9 protein-coding genes are annotated in these 12663 nt (G+C 63.0%); 1 reads left to right on the top strand and 8 read right to left on the bottom strand.

The window, feature by feature from the left end:
- Positions 1-17: 17 nt before the first annotated feature.
- The 3 genes from ACUJ47_RS03435 to ACUJ47_RS03425 all read right to left on the bottom strand — a co-directional run bounded on the left by ACUJ47_RS03435 (position 18) and on the right by ACUJ47_RS03425 (position 4754).
- On the bottom strand, positions 18-1874 hold the full coding sequence (locus tag ACUJ47_RS03435) for a cation:proton antiporter domain-containing protein (RefSeq protein WP_445537054.1): 1857 nt from the start codon (positions 1872-1874) through the stop codon (positions 18-20).
- 22 nt (positions 1875-1896) lie between these two features.
- A complete protein-coding gene (gene lpdA / locus ACUJ47_RS03430; protein ID WP_445537053.1) occupies positions 1897-3309 on the bottom strand; it encodes a dihydrolipoyl dehydrogenase in 1413 nt (470 codons plus the stop codon).
- 173 nt (positions 3310-3482) lie between these two features.
- A complete protein-coding gene (locus ACUJ47_RS03425) occupies positions 3483-4754 on the bottom strand; it encodes a pyruvate dehydrogenase complex dihydrolipoamide acetyltransferase (RefSeq protein ID WP_445537052.1) in 1272 nt (423 codons plus the stop codon).
- Between the two features lie 119 nt (positions 4755-4873).
- On the opposite strand from ACUJ47_RS03425, the gene ACUJ47_RS03420 reads away from it, so the two are divergent.
- On the top strand, positions 4874-5320 hold the full coding sequence (locus ACUJ47_RS03420) for a universal stress protein (protein WP_445537051.1): 447 nt from the start codon (positions 4874-4876) through the stop codon (positions 5318-5320).
- A gap of 3 nt (positions 5321-5323) precedes the next feature.
- Here ACUJ47_RS03420 and rnr read toward each other — a convergent pair whose 3' ends face one another.
- The 5 genes from rnr to ACUJ47_RS03395 form a co-directional block, all read right to left on the bottom strand.
- Complete coding sequence (gene rnr, locus ACUJ47_RS03415; RefSeq protein ID WP_445537050.1) at positions 5324-7603, bottom strand: ribonuclease R; 2280 nt, start codon at positions 7601-7603, stop codon at positions 5324-5326.
- A 106-nt stretch (positions 7604-7709) separates the two neighbouring features.
- Positions 7710-9254 carry an aminoacyl--tRNA ligase-related protein gene (locus tag ACUJ47_RS03410; protein ID WP_445537049.1) on the bottom strand — a complete coding sequence of 515 codons (1545 nt, stop codon included), beginning with the start codon at positions 9252-9254 and terminating at the stop codon, positions 7710-7712.
- Between the two features lie 54 nt (positions 9255-9308).
- The gene (gene phaR, locus ACUJ47_RS03405) at positions 9309-9863 is read right to left on the bottom strand and encodes a polyhydroxyalkanoate synthesis repressor PhaR (protein WP_445537048.1); all 555 of its coding nucleotides are present in this window, start codon (positions 9861-9863) and stop codon (positions 9309-9311) included.
- Between the two features lie 67 nt (positions 9864-9930).
- Positions 9931-10974 carry an alanine racemase gene (gene alr / locus ACUJ47_RS03400; protein ID WP_445537047.1) on the bottom strand — a complete coding sequence of 348 codons (1044 nt, stop codon included), beginning with the start codon at positions 10972-10974 and terminating at the stop codon, positions 9931-9933.
- A gap of 7 nt (positions 10975-10981) precedes the next feature.
- Positions 10982-12631 carry an MFS transporter gene (locus tag ACUJ47_RS03395; RefSeq protein WP_445537046.1) on the bottom strand — a complete coding sequence of 550 codons (1650 nt, stop codon included), beginning with the start codon at positions 12629-12631 and terminating at the stop codon, positions 10982-10984.
- Between the last annotated feature and the right edge of the window lie 32 nt (positions 12632-12663).

Below are 12663 nucleotides of genomic sequence, written 5' to 3'. Positions count from 1 at the left end.
CGTTCGTCGAATACGGCCTAGCGCCCCCGCTGGATGATCTCGTCCATCTGCTCGCGCAGCTTGGGATCCCAGACCTCGCGCAACTGCTTGATCCGCTCCAGCAGCGGCTCGTTCTGCCATGCCGGAAGGTCGGGGTCATAGAGGTCCGCCACCTCGCGCATGGAGGTGCGGTCCATTTCCTCGAAGGCGCTGACCATGGCCTGCGCGGACTGGCGATCATGGCCCAGCGCTTCAAGCGAGGAGCGCCCCATGCGCAGCGAGCTGTCATAGGTTTCGCGGATGATATCGCGGCAGCCCAACGCCCAAAGCTTGTAGACATGGTCGCGGTCGATCGCGCGGGCAACGATGTGAACCCTCGGATATGCCTTGGCGACATAGCCGACCAGCCGGTTGATCTGGTCCTTCTCGTCGAGCGCCACGATCAGCAACCGCGCCCTCGCGATCCCCGCGCTTTCGAGAAGATCCGGGCGCGTCGCATCGCCAAAATACGTGCGGACGCCAAACTTCTTGAGCTGTTCGATATGGCGTGAATCGTAGTCGATCACCGTCGCCTTGTAGCCGGTCGCATCGAGGATGCGGTCGACAATGCCGCCCACCCTGCCCCGCCCCGCCAGGATGATGTCGTTCTCCTCTTCGATCGAATCCGCCTCGCGCTCGTCCCCCGCGGCATGTTGCGGCACGATCAGCTTGTCGTAGAGGATGAACAGCAACGGTGTGACCAGCATCGAGAATGCTATTACCAGCAACAGAAGGCTGGCAGCGTCCGGGCTGAGGACTGCATTGCCCAGTGCGAAGGCGATCAGCACAAAGCCGAACTCGCCTGCCTGCGCCAGCCCGAGCGAGAACAGCCAGCGATCCTGCCCCTGCAGGTGGAATGCCTTTCCGATTGCGAACAGCACCGCCATTTTCGTTACGATCAGCACCGCGGTCCAGAACAGCACTGCGCCGAACTGGCTGATCGCGAGGTCGAAATCGATGCTGGCGCCAACCGTGATAAAGAACAGGCCCAGCAACAGCCCCTTGAAGGGATTGATGTCGGCTTCGAGCTCGTGGCGGTACTCGCTGTTCGCCAGCACCACCCCGGCGATGAATGCGCCCAGCGCGGGCGAGAGGCCCACGAGCAGCATCAGCAGCGCGATGCCGACAACGAACATCAGCGCGGCCGCGGTGAACAGTTCGCGCAGGCCCGATGATGCAATCATCCGGAAGATCGGCCGGGTGGCGTAAATGCCGACCAGCACGACCAGCCCGATCGAGCCCAATGTCACCAGCCCCGCAAGCCAGCCGGGCAAGTGAGCGACAAGGCTGAGCGTGCCATGGTCATCGCCCTCGGCAATGCCCGCTGCACCCGCCGCGAGTTCAGGCACGGCCAGCAGCGGCAGCAGCGCAAGGATCAGGATCACGGCCACGTCCTGAACCAGAAGCACCGAGAAGCTCGCTTCGCCGCCTTGCGTCTTGAGCAGCCGCTTCTCCTCCAAGGTCTGCAGCACGATGGCCGTCGAAGAGAGCGCGAGGATCATGCCCACCGCCAGTGCGCTGCGCCAGTCGTCGCCACGCAGCAGCGAGATGCCGGCGATCAGCAAAGTGGTAACAAGCACTTGCCCGCCGCCCAGCCCGACAAGCCGCTGGCGCATGGCCCACAGCCGCTTCGGTTCAAGCTCAAGCCCGATGATGAACAGCATCATCACCACGCCGAACTCGGCGAAATGCTGGAGCTGCGTGACGTTGACGCCAAGGAAACCGAGCAGCGGCGCCAGCACCATGCCTGCTAGGAGGTAGCCCAGCACCGAACCCAGCCCGAGTCGCGTCGCGATCGGGACCGAGATGACCCCCGCGATCAGCAGGATGAAGGCGAGGAGGAGAAATTCGGCCATCGTCTCCCCTCCGCCTTACCGGTCAGATGTGCAAGGCCCGGCCGTAGGCCGACAGCACGCTTTCGTGCATCATCTCGCTCAGCGTCGGGTGCGGGAACACCGCCTGCATCAGTTCGGCTTCGGTCGTCTCGAGCTGCTTGCCCACGACATAGCCCTGGATCAGCTCGGTCACTTCGGCGCCGATCATGTGCGCACCGAGCAGTTCGCCGGTCTTGGCGTCGAACACCGTCTTGATGAAGCCTTCTGCCTCGCCCAACGCGATCGCCTTGCCATTGCCGATGAAGGGGAAGTTGCCGACCTTGACCTGGTAACCGGCTTCCTTGGCCTTGGCCTCGGTCATGCCGACGCTGGCGATTTGCGGGTGGCAATAGGTGCAGCCGGGGATGTTGTTGCGGTCGAGCGGGTGCGGATGCACTTCCTTGTTGCCCAGCTCTTTGGCGATGGCTTCGGCGGCGGTCACGCCTTCATGGCTCGCCTTATGCGCCAGCCAGGGGCCAGGGGTGCAATCGCCGATCGCCCACAGGCCCTTCGACTTGGTGCGGCCATAGGGATCGATCTGGATGAAGCCGCGGTCCATCTCGACAAGCTTTTCCAGCCCGATGTTCTCGGTATTGGGGACGATGCCGATGGCGACGATGCAATGGCTGAAGTCTTGCTCGCTGACCTTGCCCGTCTTGTCCTTGATCTTCGCCTTCACGCCGGTCGCGGTCGCCTTGAGGTCCTCGACGCCTGCTCCGGTCATGATGGTCATGCCCTGCTTGGTCAGCGCCTTCTCAAGGAAGGTCGAAACGTCCTTGTCCTCAACCGGCACGATCCGGTCGAGCATCTCGACCACGGTAACTTCGGCTCCCATATCATTGTAGAAGCTCGCGAATTCGATTCCGATCGCCCCACTGCCGATCACCAGCAGCTTCTTGGGCATTTCAGGCGGAGTCATCGCAGTGCGATAGGTCCAGATGCGCTTGCCGTCAGCGGGCGCAAACGGCAGGTCGCGCGCACGCGCGCCGGTGGCGACGATCACATGCTTGGCGGTCAGCTTCTCTTCGCCCTTCTCGCCCTTCACTGTCAGCGACGTGGGGCCGGTCAGCGTGCCCTCGCCCATATGGACCGCGATCTTGTTCTTCTTCATCAGGTGCGTGACGCCCTGATTGAGCTGCTTCGCCACGCCGCGGCTGCGCGCAACCACTGCGGCAAGGTCGGCCTCGATCGTGCCGGCCACCTTGAGCCCATATGACGCCGCATGGTCCATGTAATGCTTGATCTCGGCACTGCGCAGCAGCGCCTTGGTGGGGATGCAGCCCCAGTTGAGGCAGATGCCGCCGAGGTTCTCACGCTCGACGATGGCAGTCTTCAGGCCCAGCTGCGCACAGCGGATCGCCGCGACATAGCCGCCGGGTCCGGAGCCGAGAACGATGACGTCATAACTGGCTGACATTACTGCAATTACCTCTGACTAAGCTCTATCTGATGCGACACACGCGACACAGTACAGAAGATAAAAACTTCGGGCCGGTGCGAATGCGCGGAATGGCTGCAAATGACGCGGTTCGATAAGCAAGTCATGCCGCCTCCATCGCATATCCGCCGGGCTGTAGGACAGCCCCGCCGTTAAACCACCAGACCCATCGGGTTTTCGACCAGCTGGCGGAAAGCGTCCATCAGCTGCGCGCCGTCTGCGCCGTCGATGGCGCGGTGATCGAAGCTGCCGGTCACGCTCATCACGGTCGCAATGGCGAGCGCTCCATCGACCACCCATGGCCGCTGTTCGCCGGCGCCCACCGCCAGGATCATGCCCTGCGGCGGGTTGATCACTGCGTCGAACTGCTTTGTGCCGAACATGCCGAGGTTGGAAAGCGAAGCGGTGCCGCCCTGGTATTCATGCGGCTGCAACTTGCCGTCGCGCGCCTTGTTCGCCAGCTCCTTCATCTCGGTGCTGATCTGGGCCAGCCCCTTGCGCCCGGCATCCTTGATGATTGGAGTGATCAGGCCCGAAGGCGCGGCCACGGCAACCGAGATGTCCTCGCGCGTGTACTGATGCAGCACATCGCCCTGGAAGCTGACATTGCACTTGGGCACGCGCTGGAGCGCGCGGGCCAGCGCCTTGATCAGCAAATCGTTGACCGAAAGCTTCACGCCATCGGGTTCGAGCGAGGCATTGAGCTGGCTGCGCAGCTTGAGCAACGCATCGAGCCGCACGTCCACGGTGAGGTAGATATGCGGGATCTGCTGCTTGGCCTCGGTGAGGCGCCGCGCGATGACCTTGCGCACGTTGTTAAGTTTCTGCTCTTCGTAAGGCGCGCCGCCATCTGCAGGTGAGATCGACGGTGTGGGGGCAGATGCTCGCCCTTCGACAGGCTCGGGACGAGCGGGTTGTGCGGTGGCTCCCTCGACATCGGCCCTCACGATCCGGCCATTGGGGCCGCTGCCCGTCACGCCGGAAAGATCGATCCCCTTCTGCTCGGCGATCCGCTTCGCCAGCGGCGAGGCCACGATGCGGTCGCCTGAGGTTGCAGGAGCGGGCGCAGGAGCCGGAGCCGCGACAGGCGCCGGTGCAACTTGCGGGGCTTCGCTCGCCGGAGCTGCGGGTGCGGGGGCAGGCTTGGAGGCCGGAGCTACAGCTGCGGCGCTTGCATCCTCGCCCTCTTCCGCCAGCAGAGCGATCACCGTGCCCACCTTCACGCCTTCAGTGCCTTCTTCGACCGCGATCGAGGCGATAGTGCCTTCATCCACAGCCTCGAATTCCATCGTCGCCTTGTCGGTCTCGATCTCGGCCATGATGTCGCCAGCCTTCACCTCGTCGCCCGGCTTCACCAGCCATCTTGCGAGGGTGCCCTCCTCCATCGTCGGCGAAAGCGCAGGCATCTTGATTTCGATAGGCATTGCTGGAGAGATTCCCTTTCCTTTACGCAACGGAAGCCTGTGCCGAATTCGGGGCCACGGGGCAAGAACCTTGCGAAGAATACGTTTTCAGCGGATACCCCGCGGCGAAGGAGTTGGGGATGCGGGTCTTCCTGGTGGTGATCGACGAAACCGATGAGGCGCGCTCTGCCTTGCGCTATGCCGCTAGGCGCGCGGGCGCGGTCGACGGCGGCGTTCACATCCTTGCGCTGGTCCCCCAACAGAACATCAGCGCCTTTGGCGGCATCCAGGCAACGATCGAACAGGAAGCGCGCGACCGCGCGGAAATGCTGGCGCATGGGGCCGCCGGAAGCCTGCTGGCAGAGATGGGCATCATGCCCGCGATTTCAGTAGCGGTGGGCGGCGGCCAGAAGGTGATTCGCGAATTCCTCGACGAACACGGGAATATCGCCGCGCTGGTGCTGGGGGCGGCCAAGGGCGGCAATCCCGGCCCGCTGGTGACCCACTTCTCGACGCACGCCGGGGCGCTGCCCTGCCCGCTCTACATTATCCCCGAAGAATTCGACGAGGCAGCCAACGACGCTTAGGCGTCAACGTTTGCCCCTGCCCTGATGCCGGATATTTCCGGGGCGGCCGCGCTTGCCCACCATATGCTTGCCCTTGGGCGGGCCGCGGCGAGGCGGAGGCCGGTTACCGCGCGGCTCGATTTTCATCCCGTCGCTGTCGACCGGCACGAATTTGAGCGCGCCGGTGAGCGGGTTGGATTCAGCCAATTTCAGCTTCAGCTTGTCGCCCATCGCATAGCGCGTGCCGCTGGTTTCGCCGACCAGCACCTGCGCCGCTTCCTCGTAACGGAAATGTTCGCGGCCCAGCGTCGAGACAGGCACCAGCCCGTCTCCGCCCAGCCCGACTATGGTGGCGAAGAAGCCGAACGCCTGCACGCCGGTGATGCGGGTGTCGAACACTTCGCCCACGCGGTGCGAGAGCCATGCGGCGACATAACGGTCGATCGTCTCGCGCTCGGCCTCCATCGCGCGCCGCTCGGCCTGGCTGATGGCGTCGCTCACCTGCTGCAGGCTGGCCCGGTCGCGGTCCGACAGGCCGGTGCTTTCGGGGAGGTTACCCTTCGGCTTGGGCTGCTCGAGCTTATAGGCATCGACCAGCGCGCGATGAACCAGCAGGTCGGCATAGCGGCGGATCGGCGAGGTGAAATGCGCGTAGCTGCCCAGCGCCAGCCCGAAGTGGCCGACATTGGCCGGCCCGTAATAGGCCTGCATCTGGCTGCGCAGCACCGCTTCCATCACTTGCGCCTTCTCGCTCTCGTCGGTCACGTCCTTGAGCATGCGATTGAACAGCGACGGTGTGATCACCTGGCCCAGCGATAGCTTGCGCCCGAAGGTGGCGAGGTAGTCGCGCAGGGCGAGCAGCTTCTCGCGCCCCGGCGCTTCATGCAGGCGGTAGACGACCGGGGCGGTCTTGGCTTCGAGTGCGCGCGCCGCGGCGACATTGGCCGCGATCATGAAATCCTCGACTACGCGGTGCGCATCCAGCCGCTCGCGGATCGCGATCTCGGCGATCTGTCCCTTCTCGTCGAGCACCACACGGCGTTCGGGCAATTCGAGTTCGAGCGGGTCGCGCGCATGCCGTGCCCGTTCGAGCGCGCGCCAGCAGGCCCACAAATTTTGCAGGTGCTCGGGCGCGTTCCCGCTGTCGATTTCGGCCTGTGCCGCCTCATAGGCGATGTTGTGCGCGATGCGGACCAAGGCGCGGGTGAAGCGGAACTTGGTGACATTGCCATGCTCGTCCACGCGCAAGTGGCAAGCCATGGCAGCCCGGTCTTCGCCTTCGCGCAGCGAGCAGACGTCGGCGCTGAGAACTTCGGGCAGCATCGGAACTACCCGGTCGGGAAAATAGACCGAATTGCCGCGTTTGCGCGCTTCGCGGTCGAGCGCGCCGCCCGCGCGAACATAGAAGCTGACGTCGGCAATCGCGACGATGGCGTTGAAGCCGCCTTGCCCGTCCGGCTCGGCCCAGATTGCATCGTCATGGTCGCGCGCATCGGCCGGGTCGATCGCGACGATCGGCAAGTGCCGCAGGTCTTCGCGCCGTTCCGTGCCCAGCGGCAGTTCGACGGCCTTTTCGGCTTCGCGCAGCGCCTGCTCCGGGAAGATATGCGGGATGCCGTGCTTGGCGATGGCGATCAGGCTGAAGCTGCGCGGCGCCAGCGGATCGCCGACAACTTCGATCACTTTCACGCCGGCGCGGTCCGAACGTCCGGCACGCTCGGCAATCACCAGCTGCCCTTCCTCCGCTTCGCCGAGGTCGGCAATGGGGGAGGAATTGCGGATACGCTTGTCGACCGGCGCCAGCCAGGCCTTGCCGCTACCGTCAATCTCCACCACGCCCAGCAGCCCTTCGGTGCGGGCGGGCAGCTTTTTCATCGGATGTGCGATCCAGCCCCGATCTGTCTCTTCGGTCCGCGCCAGCACGCGGTCGCCCCGCTTGAGCGCAGCGACCTGCTTGCCGCCCTTACCGCGGATTTCGCGCATGGTGAGCCTGGGCGGTTCACCCGGAGCCTCTGGCGACCAATTGTCGGGTATGGCAACGGCTTCGCCATCCTCGATCTCGATCACGCGCAGCACGGTGACCTTGGGAACGCCGCCCATGCGGTGATAGGCGGTTCGCTTGCCGTCGATCATGCCCTCTTCGGCCATGTCCTTGAGCAGTCGCTTGAGCGCGATCTTTTCCTGCCCCTTCAGCCCGAACGCCTTGGCGATCTCGCGCTTGCCGGCAGGAGTGTCGGACGTCTGGAGAAACTCGAGTACCTGTTCCTTGCTGGGAAAACCTTGCTTTTGTCGCTTTTGCGCCATCAAAAATCCGTTCGGGCTGAGCCTGTCGACGCCCTGCACTTCTTTTGGCCAGATTTCAAAAATGAAATTCGGCCCTTCGACAAGCTCAGGGCGAACGGAGCAGGAATCAATATGCCCGCGCGACCAGTATGCGCTCGACCGCCGGTTCGCCGGTGAAGACGCAGGTGCCGTTCGCCGGTGCCGCATCGCGCGGCACGTTGCGGATGGTGAGCTTCATCCCCTTGAGCGTTTCGACGACCTTTTCGAGTGCGGCGCCGGTCGGCTTTGACCACTGCACTTCGACCCATCCCGGGAATTTCGCCGAGCCCGAAAAGAACGCTTCAACCTCTGCCAGCGAGTTCACCCCGCGGGTGATGTTCGCATCGCGCCGTTCGCGCGCTTCGTCGAACAGCGATTGCTGGATATCGGTAAGCAAGGTGCCGATCGAGCCGATCGCGTCCTCGCGGGCGATGAACGCAAAGGCAGGCTTGCCATTGTCGGGGTTCCACAGCCGGTCGCGGCGGATCTGCGCCACCTTGCCTTCGGCCATGTCGCGCGGGCCGACTTCGATGATAACCGGCGCGCCCTTGCGTACCCAGTCCCAGCGCTTGCCTGCCGCCTTGCCCGGCGACTTATCGAGCAGCACGCGAACCGGCTCTCCCATCGCACTTTGCGAAGCCAGCCCGGCGCGCAGTTCCTCGCAATAGGCGAGCAGCGCTTCGTCTTCGGGTGTTTCGCGAAGCATCGGCAGGATCACGACCTGATGCGGCGCGATGCGCGGCGGCACACGCAGCCCGTCATCATCGCCGTGCGTCATGATCACGCCGCCGATCATGCGGGTGGAAACGCCCCAGCTGGTCGTGTGGCAATATTGCTCGGTGCCTTCGCGGTCCTGATACTTGATCCCGGCGGCATGGGCGAAATTGGTGCCGAGGTAATGGCTGGTGCCGGCCTGCAGCGCCTTGCCGTCCTGCATCATGGCCTCAATCGACCATGTTTCGACCGCGCCGGGGAAGCGTTCGTTCTCGGGCTTCTCGCCAGCGATTACCGGAAGCGCGAGGTCTTCCTCGGCGCAGGCGCGATACATTTCGAGCGCGCGGTGCGTTTCGGACAGTGCGTCCGCGCGATCGAGGTGTGCGGTATGCCCTTCCTGCCAGAGGAATTCGGTGGTGCGCAGGAACATGCGGGTGCGCATTTCCCAACGCACGACATTGGCCCATTGGTTGGTCAGCAGCGGCAGGTCGCGCCAGCTCTGCACCCAGCGCGCCATGGCGTCCCCGATGATAGTTTCCGACGTCGGGCGGACAACCAGCGGCTCTTCGAGCTTTGCTTCCGGATCGGGGATCAACCCGCCCTTCCCGTCCGAGATCAAGCGGTGATGGGTGACGACCGCCATTTCCTTCGCAAAGCCTTCGACGTGTTCGGCTTCGCGCTCGAAATTCCGCAGCGGAATGAAGATCGGGAAATAGCAGTTCTGCACCCCCGCCGCCTTGATGCGATCATCCATCAGGCGCTGGATGCGTTCCCAGATGCCATAACCCCATGGCTTGATCACCATGCAGCCGCGCACGCCCGATTCCTCGGCCATGTCTGCAGCGGTGATGACTTCCTGGTACCAGGCGGCGAAATCGTCCTCGCGCTTGATGTTAAGGGCGTGGCGGATCTGGGACACGGGGATACTTTCTGTAACGGAAATGGACGTGGCGGCGAGCTGCCGCCCTTTGCTCTATTTGCTCAGCTCGTCCAGCTTCTTCTGCATCTCGGCCATCTGCTTGCGCAGCGCCGCGATCTCGTCATTCGAACCGGCTGCAGGCTTCTCGCTGCGCTTGGCGGTGCCCGGCATCAGCACATCGGTGGCGGCACGCATCATAGCCATGTTGGTTTCATGGATCTTCGCGAAGGGCGTGTTGCTGATCCCCTTTTCAAAGGCTTCTCGGATCTTGCCCTGGTTCTCGCGGAAATTGACCATCGCCGCTTCGAGATAGCTGGGCATCATCGCCTGCATCGAATTGCCATACATACCGATCAGCTGGCGCAGGAAGCTGACGGGCAGCATCTGCTCGCCGCTCGATTCCTCATCCATTATGATCTGGGTCAGGATCGAATGGGTGATGTCTTCACCGGTCTTCGCATCGAGCACCTGGAACTCGACATTGTCGCGCACCATCGCAGCAAGGTCTTCCAGCGTGATGTAGCTCGAAGTGCTGGTGTTGTAGAGCCGCCGATTGGCATATTTCTTGACGATGACGGTGTCGCCATCGCCTGCATTCTTCTTGGCCATTTGATGCATTCCTGTGCGTCCGATGCTGCGGCCTTAGCACTTGCACAATGTGCAGCGCAACATGGCGCTATCGGCTTTTCAGGCGCTGTCCCAGAACGGTGAGCAATTCATACTGCGACAGGCCGGTATGCTGCGCAGCATCGGGCAAGCGGTAGGGCAATCGCACCCAGTCGCCTTCGGACAAATCGGGCGCGGCAGACAGGTCGATCACCACCATGTCCATCGACACCTTGCCGAGTATCGGAAGCGCGCGTCCACCGTGTTGCAGCGCGCCTCCATCAACCCAACAGCGCAGCATGCCGTCTGCATAGCCGATCGACACAACGCCGACCCGCACAACTCGATCAGCGGTGAAGGTGGCGTTGTATCCCACAGTGTCGCCCCGCGCGATGCTGCGCGTCTGGATGATTGCCGCTTCTGGGTAAGCGACCTGACGGATGGCATTTTCTATATCGCTGCGCGGCACGCCGCCATAGAGCGCCAGTCCGGGCCGGGTCATGTCGAAATGATAATCGGGCCCGAGAGCGATCCCGGCGCTGTTGGCCAGGCTGGCGCGCTGGTGCGCGATTACCGCCAGCACTTCGCGGAACGCGCCAAGCTGCCGTGCATTCATCGCGCTGTCTTCATCGGCCGAGGCAAGGTGCGACATCAGAACGCGCACATCGAGCTGCGCAACCAGCGGATCGCCAGCCTCGCATAGCGCGATGCCGAGCCGGTTGATCCCGCTGTCGACCATCAAATCGCAGGGTCCACCGCCGCTGTCGAGCCACTGCTTCGCCTGGCGCAGCGAATTGATCACGGGGATTGCGCCGATGGCCCTTGCGTAATCCGCGTCGGCAACATTGGCCGGACCATGCAGCACAGCGATGCTGCCCGGATCGACATGGCGCGCTACGGAGGCAACCTCGCTCCAATGCGCAACGAAGAAGTCGCGGGCGCCTGCTTCGCGAAGTATGGGCACGCAGGTCTCGACCCCAAGGCCATAGCAATCGGCCTTCACCGCCGCACCGGCGCTTGCGTGGCCTGACAGGCGATCGAGCGCGCGCCAGTTATGGGCCAGCGCCTCCCGGTCGATTGTCAGCCGCAAGCTTGGCGGCGGGAGATCGGTCACAGCAACCTCATGGAAGAACTGGTGAGGCTGGCGGATCCTCGACGCTTTCCTCGAAATCGCGCGGCGGCCCGTCCGGGATGCCCCACCATGCGACCAGCAGGCCGAAAGCCATAACCGCCCAACAGTACCACAACCCGGAATAGGCATTGCCTGTGATCGCTACGATATAGCCGGCAATAAGCGGCAGGAAGCCGCCAAGGTAACCGGCGCCGATATGGTAGGGGATCGACATCGAACTGTAGCGAATGCGAGCGGGGAACATCTCGGCCAGCAGCGCGGCGACAGACCCGTAGGTCAGCGCCGAAAGCATACCGAGTGCGCAGAGCAACGCGACGATCCCGACGAGATTGGCGAACGGAGGGCTCTGCTTCGAGAAGTCATACCCGCGCGCTTCCAATGCAGACTGAAGCGCCGCCTTGCGACCTTCGTCATCGGCCAGGTCGATATCCACCGGGCTTTGTCCGGCTGTAACCTGCGTCTCCCCATCGGTCTCACTGACTGAATAGCTCACACCGAGCGATGTAAGGTCTGCCAGCACCCGCCCGCATTGGGTTTCCTGCTTGCTGGCGAATGGATCGAAGGTGCAGCCCTCGCCAGCAACCGCCACAGGGGTCGTACGCGCGCTTTCGCCCAATCCGGGATTGCTCAGTGCGCCGAGGCCCCAGAAAATCGGGAAGAGGAATACCAAAGTGGCAATAGCGCCGATGATGATCGGCTTCTTGCGACCGACCCGGTCAGACCATTTTCCGACGAAAATATAGAAGCTCATCGAGATCAGGCCCGCGACGAGCATTAGTATCTCGGTCACCTTTTCATCGACCCGCATCGGGCCACGCAGGAATGAAAGGCCATAGAAGAATGCGGTGTACCAGATCACCGTCAATACACCCGCAATGCCAAACAGGGCGACGAAGATGCGCTTCTTGTTCCCCGGATAGGTGAAGCTCTCTACGAAGGGGTTGCCGGCGGTTTCGCCCGCCGCCTTCATCGCCTGGAACACAGGGCTTTCAGACAGTTTCATCCGCATCCATAACGAAATGCCGAGCAGGATGATCGAGAGCAGAAACGGTACCCGCCAGCCCCATTCGGCAAAAGCTTCCTCCGGGATCAGGGCGCGGCAAAGGAGTACCACAAGGATCGACAGCACAAAGCCACCCACAACGCTGGCCTGGATAAAGCTGGTGTAGAAACCGCGTTTTTCGGGTGGGGCGTGCTCGGCCACGTATATCGCGGCTCCGCCATATTCCCCGCCGAGCGCCAGTCCTTGCAGGATGCGCAAGCCGATCACGATCAGCGGCGCCGCAATTCCGATACTGGCCGCGCCCGGGATCAGCCCGACCCCTGCGGTTGCGATACCCATCAGCGTAACAGTGACCAGGAAGGTATATTTCCGGCCCAGCTTGTCGCCGAGGAAGCCAAACAGGATCGCGCCGAGCGGACGAAAGCCGAAGCCAACCGCAAATCCGGCCCATACGAGCAATATTTCGAGCGTTTCGTTATCGCTCGGGAAGAAAGCCGCGCCGATCAGTGCAGCAAGCGTGCCGTAAATAAAGAAATCGTACCATTCGAAGATCGTGCCGGCCGAACTTGCGGCAATCACCAGCCGGATTTCCTTTTCGCTCGGCTCTCGAACAGCCGTTTTGGCGACCTCTGACATGGTTGTTACGCTCTCCCCATTGCGATGTGGCT

The organism is Altererythrobacter sp. Z27, assembly GCF_052683155.1.
The sequence above is the reverse complement of the archived record's forward strand: the minus strand, read 5'-3'. Positions and strand labels throughout refer to the sequence as shown.

Excerpts from the sequence above, each read along its gene's own strand:
- ACUJ47_RS03435 (WP_445537054.1), bottom strand. The coding sequence starts at position 1,874 with ATGGCCGAATTTCTCCTCCTCGCCTTCATCCTGCTGATCGCGGGGGTC.
- lpdA (WP_445537053.1), bottom strand. The coding sequence starts at position 3,309 with ATGTCAGCCAGTTATGACGTCATCGTTCTCGGCTCCGGACCCGGCGGC.
- ACUJ47_RS03425 (WP_445537052.1), bottom strand. The coding sequence starts at position 4,754 with ATGCCTATCGAAATCAAGATGCCTGCGCTTTCGCCGACGATGGAGGAG.
- ACUJ47_RS03420 (WP_445537051.1), top strand. The coding sequence starts at position 4,874 with ATGCGGGTCTTCCTGGTGGTGATCGACGAAACCGATGAGGCGCGCTCT.
- rnr (WP_445537050.1), bottom strand. The coding sequence starts at position 7,603 with ATGGCGCAAAAGCGACAAAAGCAAGGTTTTCCCAGCAAGGAACAGGTA.
- phaR (WP_445537048.1), bottom strand. The coding sequence starts at position 9,863 with ATGGCCAAGAAGAATGCAGGCGATGGCGACACCGTCATCGTCAAGAAA.
- ACUJ47_RS03395 (WP_445537046.1), bottom strand. The coding sequence starts at position 12,631 with ATGTCAGAGGTCGCCAAAACGGCTGTTCGAGAGCCGAGCGAAAAGGAA.